Genomic DNA, 18,652 nt, shown 5'->3' with positions numbered 1-18,652 from the left:
TGCCGCATACGAAGAGTTCCGCAGGCGCGCTCAGAAGCAGTAGTGCCCCGGCGCGAACCCGAACACATGGACGTCCCCGTTGGCCAGCAGAAGATCGTCATCGACACTCCACGTGTGCGCATGGTCACCGCGGACCTGGACGAAGTTGAACCGGTCGGCCGAATAGATGCGAGCGCCACCTGCGACGAGCCGCTGCTGCAGTTCTGTGTCCTCGCCCAGGGTACGTTCGGCGAAGGGATTGTCCAGCAGTGTCGACCGGTAGGTCATCAGGGTCGGGCCCATGACGAGGTCCGTGAAGCGATGCTCGCGTTCGGGGAACCGGCGGATGACGATGTCGCGACCGCGGATGTGCAGATAGTGCGCCTGCTTGCCGACGAGATCCGCGTTCGAATAGCGCAGCGCCGCGAGCTGATCGCCGAGATAGTGCGCCCCGTAGATGTCGTCGTCGTCCATCTTCGCGATCACCTCGCCGGAAGCCGCTTCGATGCCGCGGTTGAGGCAGACGCCCAGCGGCTGTGAGGAGTCGACTTCGACGATCTGCAGATGATCGATGCCCACGTTCGCCGCCCGAGCCTGCAGATCTGCGGGCACCTCGAAGCCGTGTGTGACGAGGACGAGTTCCTTGTCCGCGTGCAGCTGTTCGGCATGAGTAGTCAGAACCTCGCCGAGGTGGTCCGGCCGGTTCGTCGACACAACCGCCGACACCGATGTGGGGAACGGCCGGGCGTAGTCGAGACCGAGCGAATCCATCACCGTCATCGCCCGGTGCGTGTAGGTGTGTCCGGCCCAGATGCGTCTCTGGGCGAGGTGGACGCTGCGATCGCGCAGCTCCGGGCTGCGGACATAGGCGCGAAGCACCCATTCCGCGTCCTCGGCGGTCTCGGGCTGCGGCACCTCGTCGGTCGGGAAGAACTCACGGGTGGCCGCGCTGGGAGTGGTGACGACCGGTGTGCCGGCGGCGTTGATCTCGAAGATTCTGCGGGCACACATGCTGGGGGAGTCGGTGACGGAATTGACGTTAAGGAAGACCTTAAAGTGCTTGTAGGCGGTGAGCAGATTCCGGTACGGGAGCGAACCGACCACCCGCTCAGCCAACGCGCCGGGGAACTGGTAGCGCACATCGTCGCCGAGGAACCGGGAGAAGATCTCGAGGCCGTGCTCCATCCTCCCGGACACAGCATCGGCTGCGCCTAACAACAGGTCCATCTGTTCCCGGCGCTCGGGGTACTTGTGAGCGAAGTACATTCCGGCGAAGGCGATGTCCCTGGCGCCGGCGTTCCTGGCGGGCCGGGACGGGTTGTGGATCGCGGGTTGTGCCGCGAAGGGCAGCGCCGCGACACGGTCGTGGCCCAGCCGCGACCGATACTCCGGAACCAGCCGGACATCGCTGGTGAACACGACATCGCAGAGAGCCGCCAGCGGCAGGAAGTCCTCGAAATGCGGGGGATCTTCCTTGTTCCAGAAGACCGTCGGAATGCCCCGGCTTCGGCATTCGTCTAACAGCTCGGTGACCTCGGAGCTCGGGCCGGACGGGCCTGTGAGCTTGAACTTCCACAGCCCGCCGTTGCCGTTCCACGCCGATTCGAGAAAGACGAAGTCGAGGCTGTCGAGCTCGTTTGCCCACCCGGTCGGCGACAGCGGTCGGGTCGACCACTCGAAACCGAAGCTCTCGGCGGAGAACTCATCGAGGATGACACCGACCTGAAGCCGGTCGAAGACGGGTGTGCGCTGCGGCAGCGGCAGGGGCGGGAACAGCTCGGCGAGGACTTCTGCCGACAGGCTGCCGGTTGCCACCTCGGCAGAGGTGTCCGCTGCACTCTGAGTGATCGACCGGCGGCGTCGCCACTGTGACATCTGCGACAGACCGCCCTTGCGCAGGTGCCACACAGCGGTCCTCAGTGTGCGAAACGGTGTCGGTGACACGTCATGAGTCCTCTCGGCGGTAGCCAGTGTGCGGAAGCGGGGAAGTGAATCGCAGGCAGTCGACGGCCTTCGACGCTCAGAGTTCACAACGTCATTTCTGTATGAAACCTGTTAACGCCAATAGTACAATCGGAAAGTTGCAAGTGGCTCCGCGAAGCCGGACGAGGAACCAGAATGAAAAGAGGACAGTGGGAAGCAATCCTGAGCCCATTCCCTCACGGACCCCAATGAGACGTCATGGCAGGGCACTGGCGCTCTCGCTCATCGACGGTTTCGTCTTCGCCTTCCTCGTCGTGGCGATGACACTGGTGCGATACGACTTCCATACATACATGGTCAATGCGCCTGGGATGTTCGTCTGTTCGGCGATCGCTCTGGTCGTCTTCCTCATCGGCGGACCGCTGGCCATCTATCGCGGCCGCTACCGTCGCGGATCGACCGACCAGTTCGCAGCCATCGTCGGAACGGTTGCCCTGGGCGTGGGCCTCATGTGGGTGGCCGAATTCGCCTTCGCCGACAGTCTGCTCATTCCCACCAGCGTGCCGATCGCCGCCGGTGCGCTGATGATCGTGGCCAAGAGCCTCGAAAACTGGGTGCGCCGCAACCTGCGGCAGCGAACTCTCACGTCATCGGGGTCCTCACGGCCTACCCTCGTCGTCGGTGCCGGCAATCAGGGGACACTTGCCCTCGACATGATCGCGCAGGACACCCGGAACGAATACGTTGCCGTCGGCATCCTCGACGACGACCCAGCGAAACGGCACCTGCGTTATAACGGCACCCGCGTTCTCGGGCCGATCAGCGACATCGGCACACATGTCGACCGCACGGGTGCCGGCGTGGTCATCATCGCCATCGCCGACCTTCCGCCGGAAGAACTGTCTCGGATCGCATCGAACCTCGAATCCCGCCCGGTCGAGATCAAGATCATGCCGAAGCTCTCGGACACCCAAGTCTCCCGGCCCGAACCAGACTCTCATGACGTGGCCGACCTGCGCCATCGCGGATTCCGCGACGTCAGCCTCGAAGACCTCATCGGACGCAAACCGATCTCGACGAACATCGACGACATCGCCACAGCGATCACCGGCAAGGTCGTCCTTGTCACCGGCGCCGGCGGTTCCATCGGCTCCCAGCTGTGCCGCCAGGTCTTTCGCTTCGACCCGGCCAGACTCGTCATGACCGATCGGGACGAATCCGGTCTGCACGCCACGGAACTCGGTCTCGAAGGGTCCGCGCTGCTGACCAGTGACGATCTCGTCCTCGGAGACCTGCGCGACCCCGCGTTCGTCGATGCCCTCGTCGCAGAGGCGAAGCCGGACATCATCTTCCACGCCGCGGCGCTCAAACATCTCACGTTCCTTGAACGCTTCCCGGAACAGGCTGTGCGCACCAATGTGGGAGCCAGCCTCGATCTCCTCAACGCCGCCGTGGCCAACGACGTCGATTCCTTCGTGCACATTTCGACTGACAAGGCTGCCGGTGCAACCTCCGTGCTCGGGCGGACGAAGTTCTCCATCGAGCGGGCGGTCGCCTCGGTGGCCGCGGAGACCGGGCGACGGTACATGTCTGTGCGGTTCGGCAATGTGCTCGGCTCCCGCGGTTCGGTGCTCGAGACGTTCGTGGCACAGGTGGCTGCCGGTGATCCTGTGACGGTCACCGATCCTGAAGTGACGCGCTATTTCATGACCGCCGATGAGGCATGCGAACTCGTGCTGCAGGCGGCCGCCATCGGCGAACCGGGTGAGACACTCGTGCTCGATATGGGCGCACCGATCCGGATCGATGACCTTGCCAGGCGAGTCATCGCACTCTCGGGCCGCAGCGATGTGCAGATCGTCTATACGGGTCTGCGCCCGGGCGAGAAGCTCACCGAGGCACTCCTGTCACCTGGCGAGGTCGACAACAGGCCCAAACATCCTCTGATCACTCAGGTGCCGATCTCCCCGATCGATCTCGCCGCGCTGAGAGACCTCGTGGCCGAGTCGCGCGATCCACGTGTCTTCACGAATCGGCCAGAGCTCGAAGCACACCTGACCGGACTCATCGATGCACCCTCGGTCGAACTCTTCGCTGATGCCCAGGACACCGGAGCCGGCCACTGATGGACCTTCAATCGCTGCTGATCGTCGTCGCCGCCGCGGTGGCCACGGCACTCAGCGCGCTCATCACCTTCCCGCTTCTTCGCAGGGCCGGCATCGTCGACGTTCCCTCGCACCGTTCCTCTCACACCCAGTCGACGGTGCGCGGCGGTGGGATCGCCATCGGTTGCGGCATCACCGTCGCCACTGTGGTGGCGATGATCTGGAGCATCATCGAACACGGGATGTTCGGAGTCGGCAGCATCCTCCTGCCGATCGGATTCCTGGTGCTCACCTGGTGCTATTCGGCGATCGGGATGAGCGACGACCTCGACTCACTGCGTCCGGCCGGACGTCTCATCGGACAGGTGGTTCTGGCACTGATCTTCAGCGCGACCATCGCGATGTTCTCCACTCAGGGTCTCGCCCATGCGCTTGCCTTCGCCGTCATCGGAGTCGGCACCGTCAATGCGGTGAACTTCGTCGACGGTCTCAACGGCTATGTCGCCGAGTGGACCATCGTCACCACCGGATGGTTCGCCTTCGTCGGCGCATGGATCGGTGAGAACGACCTGACTCTCCTGGCGTTGGCGGTGGCCGGCGCTGCCATCGGATTCCTGCCGTTCAACCTGGGCCGGGCGAAGGCGTTCCTCGGAGACACCGGAAGCTATGGAATCGGTGCTGCCGTCTTCGTCCTCGCTGTGTGGCTGTTCGTCCAGGGCGTGCCGATCGTCGTCATCGTCGCGCCGATGATCTTCGTGTTCTTCGACGTCGGGCTCACCCTCGTGCTGCGGCTCTTTCGGGGCGAGAACATCTTTCTGCCGCACCGCGAACATATCTACCAGCGCATCCAGCAGGCCGGCTGGTCGCACGGCGCTGTCTCCCTGTTCCATGCCGCGCTGAGCGTGCTGGCGTGCATTCTCTCCGTGCCGACGTTGGTGGGCGGCAACACGGCTTCGACGTATCCTTCTCATGTGTTCTGGGTCTTCCTGCTCGGGCTCTATACCCTCGTGCCGCTGTGGCTGCGCAAGCGCAATTCCGTCGAGGCGGTGCACGCATGAGAATCGTCCTACTCAGTCACTACTATTACCCGGAGGTCGGCGCCCCGCAGCGGCGGTGGCGGATCCTCAACGATCACCTGCGCACGGCCGGACATGACGTCATCACCGTCGCCCCGCACCCGCACTACCCCTACCCGGACCGGGACGGGTTCTTCGGCTCCAAGGTCGGTCGGGGACGCCGCCGCGTCGACGTGCGCCTCGGCGGAACCTGGGATGCCGGTGTCGACGGAGAACGAATCCTGCGTGTGCCCTATCTGCACAGCGGTTCCTCGATGATCCGTCAGCTGCTCGACCAGACGGTCTCGGCCACCGGTGCCTGGTCTGCCGTCGTCGACCGGCTGCGCGGTCGAATGAAACCCGATGTCATCGTCTCCACGACACCGGCCCTGCCGTTCCTGCTCGCCGGGGACGCGCTCTCGCGACTGCTGCGGGTGCCGCACGTCGCCGAGGTGCGCGACGCCTGGCCTGATCTCATCTCGGAGATGAACCTGGTCACCGGAGCTCTCGGTCGGTACCTGCCGAGCTCGATCACTGGTCGTTTCGAGCGGGACGTCCTGCCGAATCTCTTCACCCGTGCTCAACGGCGGGCCGCCGTCGTTGTCGTCACCACTGACGGCTTCAAGCAGAGGCTTGAGGCCCGTGGCGTCACCGCCGAGGTCGTGCGCAGCGGCGTCTCTCCGGCAGAACTCGCCGGTGCCTCGGGACTGACTGCGACCGGCGCGATTCCCGTCATCTCGTCCGAAGCTGCGGAACTCTCCGCATCTTCCAGCACTGCGAAGAAAGACAGAGAGGGGCGCAGCGGCCTCAATCTGCTCTATGTCGGCACCGTCGGGCGATCCCAGGACCTGTCCACATCGATCCGCGCCTTGGCGAGGGCTGAAGGGGTTCGCCTGCGCATCGTCGGCGACGGTGTCGACGCGGCGGCGCTCAAGGATGATGCCGAGATCAATCGCGTCCCCGTCGAGTTCTTCCCCCAGCACGCGGGTGCAGAGCTCGCCGCGCACTGGGAGTGGGCCGATGCCGGACTCGTCAGCCTCAGTCCGCTCGATTCCTACGAATACACGGTCCCGTCCAAGCTCTATTCGCTCATGGCCCGGCGGATACCCGTCCTCGGCGTCGTTGCAGGGGAAGCTGCCGACATCATCATCGGCACTGCGGCCGGCGAGGTCGCGAGCCCCGGCGATGTGGATGCCGTCGCATCCGCTATGACGGTGATGCGCGACCGCATCGAGTCCGGTGATTCCTTCGGCCAGGACGCACCCGACGGCATGGATCCTCGCGAATGGGTCATCCGTCATGCCTCTGCCGCGGCGATGGGCCATGGCTACGAACGCATCCTCAGGCAGGCGATCTCGTGAACCTCAGCTTTCTCGCCCGCCAGATCACCAACGTCGTCACGACGACGGCTGCGCACATCACCGACGACCGCGTCTTCTTCGGTATGCAGCTCGCCCGCCGCCTGCCTGGGCCGGCTTCGAGAGTCGTGGGACGAGTGATCGGCCGGTTTCCCGGAGATGCCGGCCAAGCCGCGTCTGCATGGCTGCTCGGTCAGGAGACGACCGCCAAAGAACTTGTCAACTGCTCGCGAACACCTTCCCGACTGCTCGGCGAGATCGCCCTCAACCTCGGTCTGCTCGACGAGGCCGAGACCATCGCCGAGACGGTTCCACGAACCGCAGCACTGTCCTCGCGCATTCGGTGGACCAAGGGAGACATCGACGGAGCAATCGCCGTGCTGCCTGCAGGCGCTCGCCGAACCCGGCTCATCGAAGAGAGACGGAGTCTGCAGCCCGGCTGGTGGCCAGAAGTGAACAGCCACATCACCGCACGCCCGTCGCGACCGACGAAGCCGAACCCGCTGCCCTCGGCACTGTACGTGCTGACGAACTCGCTGCCGCACACCCGTTCCGGTTACGCCTACCGTTCGCACGCCATCCTCACAACGCTCAAGGAGGCCGGACACGAGGTGGCTGCGGCGACCCGGCCCTCCTACCCGGTGACGATCGGAAGGGTGAGTTCGGGTCCGATCGAGACCGTCGACGGTGTCGACTATCTCCGGCAGATTCCCCTCCGCCCGCTGTCCACCCCGACCGCGCGCCTCGATGATCAGGCGAGCTGGCTCGCAACTCAGGCGCAGAACCGCGGAGCCGAGGTCCTCCACACGACCACGCACCATGTCAACGGACTGGCCACCGGTGCCGCAGCAAAGGTGACCGGACTGCCGTGGGTCTACGAGGTTCGCGGCGTCCTCGAAGAGACCTGGGCGGCCGCTGGAGGCACCCCTGCAGAGCGTAAGGCGCGTCGGGCCAGTCAGCGCTTCGAACTCATGCGGGCCAAAGAGATCGAGGTCGCCTCGGCTGCCGACGCCGTCATCACCCTCGGCGAGACGATGCGCGAGCACCTCATCACCGGGGGAGTGCCGGCGGAGTCGATCACCCTCATCCCGAACTCTGTCTCCGAAGCCGTCGTCGACGCCGACGTCGCACGGACCCCCTCCGAGGTGCGGACCGGCTTGGGCTTGCCCGAGGCAGGCATCTGGGTGGGCACCGCAGCCTCGATCGTCGGATACGAGGGACTCGACGACCTCGTCGACGCTGTCACCGTCGCGCGCAGCCAGGGGGTCGACCTCAGGCTGCTCATCGCCGGAGACGGTGTGGCTCTTCCCTCACTGCGCGAGCGTGCTCGTGCGTTGGGGGAGCACGCAGTGTTCACCGGACGCGTCTCCCAAGCGGAAGCGGTCGAGCACCAGCTCGCCCTCGACGCTATCGTTGTCCCTCGAAAGGACGAACCGGTGTGCCGACTTGTCACCCCGATCAAACCCATCGAAGCCATGGGGCTGGCTCGACCGGTCGTCATCTCGGACCTGCCGGCACTGCGGGAACTCATCCCGGACTCTGCAGGAGTGTGCGTGAGCCCGGAAAATCCGAGAGAATTGGCCGATGTGCTGTCGGAGCTGGCTTTCGACGAAGGTACAAGAAAGAGTTTCGGACAGAACGGACGTGAACATGTTCTCGCGACACGGAGATGGAAGGACATCGGTCGCCGCTATGGTCAGGTCTATTCCCAGCTCGCAGGAGTCGCCGCGCAGTGAGTGAGAAATCGCAAACGGTCGAGACGAAGAACCCTCTCGGCCTAAGCACGATCCCTTCGGTCTCGAGCGAAGGGCTCGTTCCTGTCGGCCGACGGACCAGCCTGCGAAGCTACCTGGCGGCCCTGTGGAATCGCCGGCACTTCATCCTCGCCGAATCACGGGCCAAGATGAGCGGGTCAACGAGGAAGAACCTCCTAGGCTACGGGTGGCTCTTCCTCAACCCGCTCCTGTCGGTTCTCGCGTTCTGGTTCATCTTCGGATTCATCCTCCAGTCCTCCCGCGGTATCGACAACTTCCTCGGCTACTTGGTCATCGGAGTGTTCTTCTTCCAGTTCACCGGAAAGTCGATGACGGGTGGAACCGGAGCGATCCGCTCCGGAGCATCGATGATCAAAGGATTTCAGTTCCCGCGTGCTGCGCTGCCGATCTCGGTTGTCGTCCGGAACTTTCTCGATTTCATTCCGACTCTCGCCGTGATGATCGTTCTCATCTTGGTACTTCCGGACCTAGAAGTCATCACGTGGAGAGTCGTCCTCGTCATTCCCGTCATCATCCTGCAGACTATCTTCAACGTCGGACTTGCCTGTTTGCTAGCTCGAATCGGCCACAAGATTCCTGACCTCACGAACTTCATGTCGATTGTCAGCCGATTCTGGCTCTACGGTTCTGGCGTCTTCTTCTCCATTGAAGACCGGCTGTCGGATCACCCGCTCCTTTTGGCTGCGATGCAGTTCAACCCGATGCACTCCTACCTCACGATCGTGCGCAATTCCCTGCTCTACGGCGTCGACACGGACCCATGGCTCTGGTTCGTGGGAATCTTCTGGGCGTTTGGACTGCTCATCGTCGGCTTCCTGTTCTTCTGGAGAGGGGAGGAGAGCTATGGCCGAATCTGAGCTCCAGGAACCCAATATCATCGCCGAGAACGTTCAAGTTCGCTACACCGTCAACACGAACGACCCGAGTCAAAGGGCCAAGGGCCTTCGCCGATTGACGAACGCCGTTGCAGGACGTGCTGGCCAGACCACGGTCCGCGCTCTGCGGGGAGTGAACTTCGTCGCGCGTGAGGGAGAAATGGTCGGTATCGTCGGTGCTAACGGCTCTGGAAAGTCGACATTCCTCCGAAACGTCGCCGGTGTCGAACAGCCTGATCGTGGTCGAATCCTCGTCCGCTATCAGCCGTTGCTACTCGGCGTCAGCGCTGCACTCCAACCTGCGCTGTCGGGCAGTGAGAACGTGCGTCTCGGCTGCCTGGCGATGGGGCTATCGCCCGACGAAGCAGCTGAGGCCTTTGACTATGTCGTTGAGCTTTCGGCGCTGGGATCGGCAATTCACCGGCCCATGGGCACGTACTCTTCGGGCATGGGAGCTCGTCTGAGGTTCGCCATCGCCTTGGCCGCGAGACCGAAGATCCTTCTCATCGACGAAGCGCTGTCCACAGGTGACGCGACCTTCGCCGAACGCAGCGAACGGGCGATGGACGAACTCCTCGCCGAAGCTGGCACGGTTCTGCTCGTTAACCACGCAGCCAAGGTGATCCAGGAACTCTGCACCCGCGCCGTGTGGATGCATCGCGGCGAGATCCTCATGAACGGCCCTGCGGAGGCGGTGGCGGAGAAATACCGTTGGTGGGCATGGAACGTCGCCAAGGGCAAAGAAGATATTGCCGACAAACTTCTCGCAGACGTGGTGAGCAACGCGGTCAAAGAGGAGATCAACATCCTCGAACCCGAGCTCATCAGCAACCCGATCCCGCGCCACGCAGCGCGTCAGACTAAGCAGAAGATGGTTGCTGCACGCCATGTGAAGAGGCAACATGAAGTCGACGAAGTCGAAGAGACTCCGACGCCGATGCTGGCAGCCGCCGAGGAGCAGGTCTGGCCGAGGTCCTTCGATGACGAAATGCCGAAGGCCAAGTTCCCATCGCTGCCTAAGCCTGCGTCTCAGGCAGTCAGCGCCCCGCGAATCTCCGATGCTCCGCCGTTGCGACTGAATCCTAGTAAGAAGCGTGTCGTTCTGCGGGCGGCGAATCCAAGTGATCGAGCGTCGTCCGTTGCTGCTGCCGACGACTTCACCGGCCGCAGGCTTGCCTCTCGCGCACGCCAGATCGCCGATGAACGCTACAAGGAGCGACAGCGCTTGCGTCAGGAAGACAATGCTCCTGCCGTCCACCAGGATTCTGGCCGATGAAGATCGCCATCTTCGGCTCCTGTGTGAGCCGTGATACTGCAGAATTCATGCCTGAGGCTGAGGTCGTGGCCTACGTGGCTAGGCAATCAGTGACGAGTCTGGAATCGCCGCATGGAACGACCGGTATTGATCTCAGCGATCTGAATTCGGCATTCCAGAAGCGCATGGTCACCAGTGACCTCAAGGGAACCGGCATCGCCAGGATCCTCAAGAACGCGAATGACCTCGACGTCGTTCTTCTCGACCTGGTCGACGAGAGGCGCGGATTCTGGAAGTTCCCCGACGACACCACCATGACGAACTCGCTTGAGATCGAGGCCTGCGGAGCCGCTCGGGTTGCACGTCGCGAGGGAGCTCGGTTGATCGAGTTCGGCACCGACGAGCACTTCTCTCGGTGGAAATCAGGCTTTACGATGCTGATCGAGGAGCTCAAAGCTGCGGGACTGTGGGAGAAGACCATTCTTCTCGACATCGAGTGGGCCGGCGCGGTCGACGGGGCGCCTCACCCACAGAACGACGGACTCGCGAGGCTCGGCCGGGGATGGCGGCGGCTCCAACGCGGAGCACGTGAGGCCGGTCGTGGTCTTTCAAACGGTCGCGGTGTCAGCGAGGCATGGCAGAGCCTGCGAACCGTGAAACCGACCGAAGCAGAGGAATATGCCGACCGTGCTCTGTCCGCGAATGCCCACTACATCCGGTATCGTAGAGAAGCACAGTCACTGACAATGTCGTCCGTGGTGAGAGCAAGCAGTGACGTTCGGATCGCAAGAGACCATAAGTGGGGACCGCAACCCTTCCACTACCGCAATGCCGACTACGAATCGATCGTCGAAAGCATTCGTGAAAAGGTGGCAATGAACGGCAGTGAGACCCCGTGAGCGGGCAGCGGTGGCGTAAGTCGCTGTGGCATCTGCGCAACGGTGGGGTCGAAGGTTTCAAGGACTTCCGAAGGAGATCGAAGTCCGGTATCGATTCATCTCCACATGTCGACACGACCACAGGTACCGAGGAAGACTCCGGCGCAATCACACTGAGTGTCGTCATTCCGGCTTTCAACGCCAGCGAGCACATCGAGTCCTGCTTGCGCAGCGTTCTCAACCAGAAAGGACTTGCTCTCGACGTCATCGTCGTCGACGACGGTTCGACCGACGACACCGTTGAAAAAGCTCGCACTATTGCCGAGCACGACACACGTGTCTCGATCCTCGAAGGGGAAAACGAAGGGCCCGCTCGTGCTCGCAACAGGGGTGTAGACGCTGCGCGGGGGAAGTACATCGCCTTCGCCGATGCGGACGACGAGGTTCTGCCGGGAGCCTACTCATCGCTGATCGATTCGCTCGACCGAACGGGATCAGACATCGCCACTGGCTCATACATTCGCATGGGAAAGACCGGCCGAACACGGCCAAAGCTCACCGCGCGGGTGCATTCGCGGCAACGCCTGGCGGTTCGCCTCGATGACATGCCGGAGCTGTTGGAAGAGCCGGTCCTTTGGAATAAGGTCTATCGTCGTGATTTCTGGAACCGACATGTCGGCGAGATGTGGGGATTCTCCAATTACGAAGACCAGGAGCCTGTCTATCGGGCGCTCGTCGGTGCGGCGGCCATCGACGTGCTCACCGAAGATGTCTATGGTTGGCGATTGGCGGAGGGCCGCGACACCCGTTCACAACGGAAGGCAAAGCTGACAGATCTCCAGGCCAAGCTCGAAGTCATCGAGGCCTTACGGTCTGCATTGGACCATGCCCCGGAGAACGTGCTCGAACGAGCTTACGCGATCTGGATGGGCACGGACTTGAACATGCATGCTCAGTTCCTCGACACTGCGAACAAGCGATTCAGGAAGACTCTGTGCGGAGCCGCGAACGAACTGAAGAAGGCAATGCCGAAAGGCGCATGGACGCTCATGCCGGCGCAAGAGCGCCTCTTCATGTGGATCGTCGCTGCTGGACGACTTGACGACATCGAAGAGATCCTCGGCACCCGAACGGAGGAGACGGCTGCGGTGCCTCTTGAGTACCTTGATGGGACGTGGTTCGTTGCCCCTACCTACATGGGGAGACTTGACACGAACGTCCCGAAGCGTCTGTTGAAAGCGCGAGGTGTCGATTTCGTTCCCCAGCTGAAGATCCGCAATGCGCGCTGGGTGGACCAGCGCGTCATCGAGCTTCAAGGCTGCGCGTACCTTCCCGGCATCTCTCCGAGTGATGTCGAGTTCCACCTCCAAGGCATCATGGACGGGTCAGTGATCTTCGACGTCGGCGTCGAGCACGTCAATGACAATCGTGTTGATCTGGAGGTCGGCGATCCTTGGCGGAGCTATGCCCCCGGCGGATTCCGCGTCAAGATCGATCTGTCGGAGGCGAAGGACCTGTCCCCTCGTGGAATTCTGCTCGCTGGGAGATTCGACATCGCCGGTGCGCAGTTCAACATAGCGGCGCAGTCGACCGCAATTGTGGGCATAATCGGCCCGAGCCCGGTCGTGGACAACCGACGCATGACGGTTGTCGCCGACGGTCATGACGAACTCTCAATCCAATCAGTCGGGATGCCTACTCGTCCGATTCTTGCTAAGCAGATCTCCTGCAGTGGACGTGATGTGACGATCACGCTGGACGGCTTCACCGACGTCAAAGGCCTCACTCTGCACGGGGCGGGAATGACAGCCCCGCTCAGAGCACAGGGACGTTCGATCTTTGCTGGAACATTGCCGGAGCTGCCGGAGAAGTTTGCCGCCGGTGGTGAACGGTTGTGGTCGGCATTGGCAAGGACGACGGACGATCGAACTGTCCCGGTTCATCATGCGGCCGTCGACTATCTGCTTCCGGACACCTCAAGCGTGCGCCTCGCGCCGAACCTGGCCGGAGCCGTGCAACTGAGCCAGCGTTTCAGGCGGGTCACTATCACAGGTGCGACGAACGACCGAGACCGCCTACTCCTCACAGGACGAATTGACCCGCCTGCCAAGCTTGCTGTCGTTCTTAAGTCGTCAGAACAGACTGTCGCTCCCGCCGAGTATTCTCGTCACGCTGATGGCAGCTTTACTGCTGTCTACGATCTGACGACCACCGGTGCTGAAGGTGGAATAGTCGCCGCAATGTCCGGTGGCTACCACGTCCGTTTCGGAGAGACCGCCGAGACCGCAGAGCGCTGGGCGCGTGCAGCCGGCAAACTCGCGATCCGTCCCGTCGACTGCTTTACAGAATGGAACACTCTCCGAGTGGAGTCGCAGCAGTCTGAAGCAGTTGCGATCACAGCTTCGCCCCCGTGGTCAGTAAAGGAGAGAACCAAATTCGGCCGGTTTGCTCTACGTCGGCAAGATTGGGGGCCTCTGCAGCCGGGTATCGTTTTCGAGTCTTACAACGGAAAGTCAGCGAACGACAACCCACGGGCACTGTTCGATGCTATTCTCTCGGAACGTTCGGACATTCCCCTCTATTGGTCGGTTCGTGATCGCCGGGTAGACGTCCCAGAAGGCGGAATCCCGGTCGTCGAAGGAACTGCTGCCTGGCACCGCGCACTGGCGACGAGCAGAGTTTGGATTAACAACAACAATTTTCCGTACTACGTTTCCAAGCGTTCCGGACAGTACTACTTGCAGACCTGGCATGGGACTCCCATCAAAAGATTGCTCTGGGACATCCCCGCTCGAAAAGTTCCTTTGAGCTATCGCAGGCTAATGCTCAGACAAGTAGCACAGTGGGATACGCTATTGGCGCAAACGGAAGAAGCGGCAAACCGTCTGCGCAGCGGACTCGGGTACAACGGTGAAATTCTCGTTGGCGAATACCCGAGAAACCAAAGACTCTTGAAAGGCCTTTGCGAACCAGTGGCCATACGCCGACGATTGGGCATTAGCCCTGATGTCCCATTGATCCTGTACGCTCCGACATGGCGCGAACGCCACAGAGTCGGCTCCGCAGTGAACTGGTCGGAGTACCTTGACCCTCGTAAGTTGGCAGAAGAGACAGGTGCGACGGTGCTCACTCGTTCACATCATATAGCTAAAAATCGTTCCTCGAAAATGGCAGGAACACTGGATGTTTCCGCCGAACCGCATGTTGAAGATTTACTAGCGGTATCCGATATTATGGTTACCGACTACTCATCGGTCGCCTATGATTTCAGCTTGACGGGCCGTCCGATAGTGCTTTTTGCCCCTGATGAAGACGCATATTCGCAGGAGCGTGGTGTTTATGAAAATATCGAAGACTATCCGCGCCACACTAATTGTACAAGTCCCGATGAGGTAAGCCGATTCTGTGTTGAGGAAATCGCCAAAATATCTCACGGAGGCGAGGGGGCGGATGAAGTTTTGCCCATTCTTGCAGGGAGTGAGCGCGCATCATTGACTGACACGTGCGCAGATAAAGTTTTCAAAATCCAGCAGCAACTGCAAATGACAGAGGAATGAAACAGTGAACCGCATCGAATTATTGGCAAAGTCGGCCTACCGGAAGTCACGTTCCGCAGCGGCTCGGGCCAGGCGATCAACTGCGTCAATAGTGCGTAGTCGCAAAAAATCGGCAAAATCTGTGATTTCGACAACGAATCATGCCGACGTTAGGCACCTCACTTATAAGCCCAGTGACCCTCAACTCGCAGTGATTGTGCCGGCATATAACGTTGACGGTTTACTCGAAGAGTGCGTTCAATCAATTATTGAGCAAACTTATAAGAATTGGGAAATGTTCATCATCGATGATGGGTCACCCGGGCGTACAGGTGAAATCGCAGATTATCTAGCCGAGCGGGACCCGAGGATCACCGTCGTCCACCAGGAAAACCAGGGGCTTGGCGCCGCGCGCAATACGGGTATTAGAGAGTCCACCGCCCCGTACATCACTTTCATTGATTCGGACGATGTCATACCTCCAGGGGCCTTCTTCCTCATGATGAGTTCATTGGAGGCGTCGGGCTCTGACGTCGTCATTGGTTCAATGGACCGATTCAACTCCGCTCGGAGATGGACGCCTTTTTGGGTTGACTTGGTTCACGATGAGAATCGCTTTGGCATTACTGCGGTTGAACACCCACCGGTCATGTGGGACGTGTTCGCGTGCAATAAGGTGTTCAAGCGATCGGTATGGAATGAACTTGTCGGAGAATTCCCGGTTGGGACGCTTTATGAAGACCAGGAGTGCACTGCGAAACTGTTCGTGGGTGGCGCAACACTGGATATTCTCACTGACGTCGTCTATCACTGGAGGCTACGCGACGACGGTCAGTCCATTACACAGAACAAGGCGGAGATTCGGGACCTGGAACAACGCCTTGCTGTCGCAGAGAAGGTTCGTCGAGTCGTGGAAGACGCCCCGCAATCATTCGTCGACTACTGGTATACGAAGTGTCTGGGCGAGGACTTCTTCTACTACTATCGAGAAGTTCCCCGAGCTGATGACCGATTCTTTGAAGTTTTGCAAGACGGCGTTCGGCGTTTCTATGAGTATTCTCCTGAAAAGGCTATTGAAGATATTGTTCCTGAAAGACGTTGGTTGGCGTACCTCGCGTCTTATGGAACAAGACAGCAGCTGACAGAACTCCTGGTGGCGTTTGACTCCTATAGAACCTATTACAGCGCATACTCCGATGGTGGGAGACTGTTGGGAGTCGTGCCAGGACTGGAATCATTGTTCGAAAAGATTCCTGATCGTCTAAAGGTAGTATATCCTTGGCAGCTGAGTGCGCAGGCAGTCATTTCATCGATAGACAGCGGCGAAGATGGTTCGCTCGTGATTGGCCTGTTTGCATATGTTCCTAATCTCGCCGAACGGATTGCATGCGCGGCGCGACTGGTGCTTTCCACAGGTGAGGTGCTCGCGGTATCAGAAGCTCGCAACATTCCAGGTGCGGTTGGTCATCTGACTGCTGACCCGTACAACGAACACCCGACTTCTCATTTCGAAGTAGTCTTCTCTAGCCAGGATGTAGACAATGCACTGCGGGACCTAGCGGCCACGGAGAGCGAGCAAGTCGACGTTGTTTTCAGTGTCAAGTATGGCGATCAAGTCTGGGAGATCAGAAATCCTAAGCGGTTGAGTGAAGGCTCATCGGCGTGGCCCTTGCCCGGTGAGATCACTGAAGGTGGGAACCGATTTGTCATCATGGGGGATCCGAGAACATCCACTTCGGTGAAGTTCCTTAAACCCCGCTTCCAGGTGCGTAAGGTGCGACTGGCTGATGGTCACCTTAGCATTGAAGCTCAATTGCAAGTTGGAAACGGGCTTCCGCGGCATGAACTGTTTGATCTGAACCGTGCTCAGTTTAGACTGAGAGCAGGATCGGAAGTCGTAAAAGCTGTAGGAGCCGAAAAGGATGGCAACGCAGTCATCGGTCACCTCCCAGTGGCGGGTTTGCGCGGACCTTCTCGAAAACTTCTCTCGGAGACATTGGCGTTGGAGCTCGTTTGTGATGAACGGTTCTCTGCGCCACTTGGTGTAGCAGGGAGCTTGCTTCAACAGTTTGAAGGGCTTGGTAGGCTAGTCCCGACTTCAAGTAGTTATGGATACCTCCAGCTTGATGTCCGGAGGATCGGTGCGGAAGTTCGATCCGTTCGTGTGGACCAAGAAGCTCAGCTGTTAGTGGTCACGGGGTACTTCTACTCAGATCCAAAACGATTGCGAACATTCTGTCCCTCCCTGACTCTTGTTGGTCGGAACTCATCCTTTCCAGCAGCACGAACGAGCTGGAGCGCTGAAAATCGGTTCTTCGAAGTCGCTTTTGATCTGGGCTCTGTCGGCGCAGAACCTCAAGTGTTGCCAGCTGCTAGTGACGAATTCATCCTACAGGCACTACTTCCTACCGGGCAGCCCACGCCTGCGACAATGTGGGTGCCAGTTGAAAAGGGTATGGCAGCGAATCTTCCTGCGGAAATGCAATCGTCCACGCATAGTCTGCGTTTGGTCTGCACTGGAAGGAGTAGAGCGCTGAAAGTCATCGTGACCGGCGCTGGAAACACGCGCTCATTCAACAGTGCTTTCTCCGTTCGACGTTGCACTATCGAGAAGTTTAGTGATCCTGACCGGGAAATTGTGCCAGGAACCATGTTCTTCGAAAGTTTTGGCGGCAACACTGTTTCTGGCTCTCCCAAGGAGATAGACCGGGTAGTCGCTTTGCTTGCACCCAAGGTCCAACGCGTCTGGTCAGTTCGAGACAACTCAGTATCTGTACCCGAAGGCGCGCGGAGGGTCGTGGTCGGGTCAGAAGAATGGCTGCGGCATCTCGCCACTAGCGAGGTGTTGGTGAACAACAACAACTTCCCACACTATTTCAAAAAGGCGAACAGGCAGAGGTACATCCAGACCTGGCACGGTACACCGTTAAAGCGGATTGGCAATGATGTTCCGGGGGCAAACCTTTCGCTTCGCTACCGCGCCCTAATGCAAAAAGAGGCCGAGCACGAGTGGGACCTGCTCCTAGCACAGAGCCCATGGGCGGCTGAACGGCTTGCGGAAGCGTTCGCATACGAAGGCCCGATATTTGCTCAAGGTTATCCTCGGAATGACGCGCTAAACGATCCTGCGAGGGTGGCAAGCGCGCGGCTCCAGCTCAATGCCCTGTATGGTATTTCTGACGCTCAAACAGTTGTCCTGTATGCGCCCACTTGGCGAGATAATTTGAAAGATGCTGACGGTCGATACAGCCGAGTTGACTACCTGGGGCTCGATTCTGTGAGATCAAAGCTTGGTGAAGACTATGTGATCTTCTATCGTGGTCACGCCAATTCGGTGTTCTCTGAAAATAAGCTCAACTCTGCCGGCGTCATTGATGTCTCACTGTACCCCGATGTCAACGACCTCATTTCTGCTTCCGACATGTTGTTGACTGATTACTCCTCGATAATGTTTGACTATGTCGTAACAGGTAAACCAATAGCTTTCATTGCGCCAGACCTGGAGCAGTATCGGGATGAAACCCGTGGGTTCTATTTCGATTTCGAGTCACAAGCTCCAGGTCCCGTCCTGCGAGATGGGCCTTCGGCAGTTCGTTGGATTAAGGGCGAGGATCGGGGCAGCCACGAATATTCCGAAAAGTATGCGAGCTTTGTCGAGAAGTTCGCGCCTATGGACGATGGTCGAGCAGTCGAACGTCTGATTAGGGAATACAGTAGCCTGTTAGGTCTGGATAGCATTCCAGAAACAAGGAACATCTAGTCATGGTCGTGGACTACATTCGATCACCCGACCGCAACTGAACTAAGGATTTTGATATGCCGCGTGCCGATGAAGTGAGGCCTGGAACGACACTCGCGCGGGCAATGTTCCCCTCATTGGGATTTTTCGGTGGAACTTGGGCAGATTGTCTTG

At 60.0% G+C, this 18,652-nt stretch carries 10 protein-coding genes; 9 read left to right on the top strand and 1 reads right to left on the bottom strand.

Going from position 1 to position 18,652, the window contains the following annotated elements:
• Positions 1-30 precede the first annotated feature (30 nt).
• Positions 31-1,923: a glycosyltransferase family protein gene (locus HK401_RS19535; RefSeq protein WP_309136053.1), complete on the bottom strand. Its 1,893-nt coding sequence runs from the start codon at positions 1,921-1,923 to the stop codon at positions 31-33.
• A gap of 227 nt (positions 1,924-2,150) precedes the next feature.
• On the opposite strand from HK401_RS19535, the gene HK401_RS19530 reads away from it, so the two are divergent.
• The 9 genes from HK401_RS19530 (at position 2,151) to HK401_RS19490 (ending at position 18,499) form a co-directional block, all read left to right on the top strand.
• A complete protein-coding gene (locus HK401_RS19530) occupies positions 2,151-4,028 on the top strand; it encodes a nucleoside-diphosphate sugar epimerase/dehydratase (protein ID WP_181276328.1) in 1,878 nt (625 codons plus the stop codon).
• Positions 4,028-5,065, top strand: a complete 1,038-nt coding sequence (locus tag HK401_RS19525) for an MraY family glycosyltransferase (protein WP_181276327.1) — start codon at positions 4,028-4,030, stop codon at positions 5,063-5,065. The genes HK401_RS19530 and HK401_RS19525 overlap by 1 nt, the downstream gene beginning before the upstream one ends.
• On the top strand, positions 5,062-6,423 hold the full coding sequence (locus tag HK401_RS19520) for a glycosyltransferase family 4 protein (RefSeq protein WP_181276326.1): 1,362 nt from the start codon (positions 5,062-5,064) through the stop codon (positions 6,421-6,423). The genes HK401_RS19525 and HK401_RS19520 overlap by 4 nt, the downstream gene beginning before the upstream one ends.
• Entirely contained in the window at positions 6,420-8,156 is a 1,737-nt protein-coding gene (locus tag HK401_RS19515) for a glycosyltransferase family 4 protein (protein ID WP_181276325.1), read from the top strand. The genes HK401_RS19520 and HK401_RS19515 overlap by 4 nt, the downstream gene beginning before the upstream one ends.
• A complete protein-coding gene (locus HK401_RS19510; RefSeq protein WP_181276324.1) occupies positions 8,153-9,052 on the top strand; it encodes an ABC transporter permease in 900 nt (299 codons plus the stop codon). The genes HK401_RS19515 and HK401_RS19510 overlap by 4 nt, the downstream gene beginning before the upstream one ends.
• The gene (locus HK401_RS19505; RefSeq protein ID WP_181276323.1) at positions 9,039-10,346 is read left to right on the top strand and encodes an ABC transporter ATP-binding protein; all 1,308 of its coding nucleotides are present in this window, start codon (positions 9,039-9,041) and stop codon (positions 10,344-10,346) included. The genes HK401_RS19510 and HK401_RS19505 overlap by 14 nt, the downstream gene beginning before the upstream one ends.
• Positions 10,343-11,224 (top strand): DUF6270 domain-containing protein, encoded by an 882-nt coding sequence (locus HK401_RS19500; protein WP_258234352.1) that lies wholly within the window; start codon positions 10,343-10,345, stop codon positions 11,222-11,224. Before HK401_RS19505 ends, HK401_RS19500 begins: the two co-directional genes overlap by 4 nt.
• The gene (locus HK401_RS19495) at positions 11,221-14,760 is read left to right on the top strand and encodes a bifunctional glycosyltransferase/CDP-glycerol:glycerophosphate glycerophosphotransferase (RefSeq protein ID WP_181276321.1); all 3,540 of its coding nucleotides are present in this window, start codon (positions 11,221-11,223) and stop codon (positions 14,758-14,760) included. The genes HK401_RS19500 and HK401_RS19495 overlap by 4 nt, the downstream gene beginning before the upstream one ends.
• Positions 14,761-14,950: 190 nt before the next feature.
• Positions 14,951-18,499, top strand: coding sequence for a bifunctional glycosyltransferase/CDP-glycerol:glycerophosphate glycerophosphotransferase (locus HK401_RS19490; RefSeq protein WP_181276320.1), 3,549 nt, complete (start codon positions 14,951-14,953; stop codon positions 18,497-18,499).
• The last annotated feature ends 153 nt before the right edge of the window (positions 18,500-18,652 follow it).

This window comes from Brevibacterium oceani (genome assembly GCF_013623835.1).
Classification (GTDB): domain Bacteria; phylum Actinomycetota; class Actinomycetes; order Actinomycetales; family Brevibacteriaceae; genus Brevibacterium; species Brevibacterium oceani.
The sequence above is the reverse complement of the archived record's forward strand: the minus strand, read 5'-3'. Positions and strand labels throughout refer to the sequence as shown.

Excerpts from the sequence above, each read along its gene's own strand:
- HK401_RS19530 (WP_181276328.1), top strand. The coding sequence starts at position 2,151 with ATGAGACGTCATGGCAGGGCACTGGCGCTCTCGCTCATCGACGGTTTC.
- HK401_RS19525 (WP_181276327.1), top strand. The coding sequence starts at position 4,028 with ATGGACCTTCAATCGCTGCTGATCGTCGTCGCCGCCGCGGTGGCCACG.
- HK401_RS19520 (WP_181276326.1), top strand. The coding sequence starts at position 5,062 with ATGAGAATCGTCCTACTCAGTCACTACTATTACCCGGAGGTCGGCGCC.
- HK401_RS19505 (WP_181276323.1), top strand. The coding sequence starts at position 9,039 with ATGGCCGAATCTGAGCTCCAGGAACCCAATATCATCGCCGAGAACGTT.
- HK401_RS19500 (WP_258234352.1), top strand. The coding sequence starts at position 10,343 with ATGAAGATCGCCATCTTCGGCTCCTGTGTGAGCCGTGATACTGCAGAA.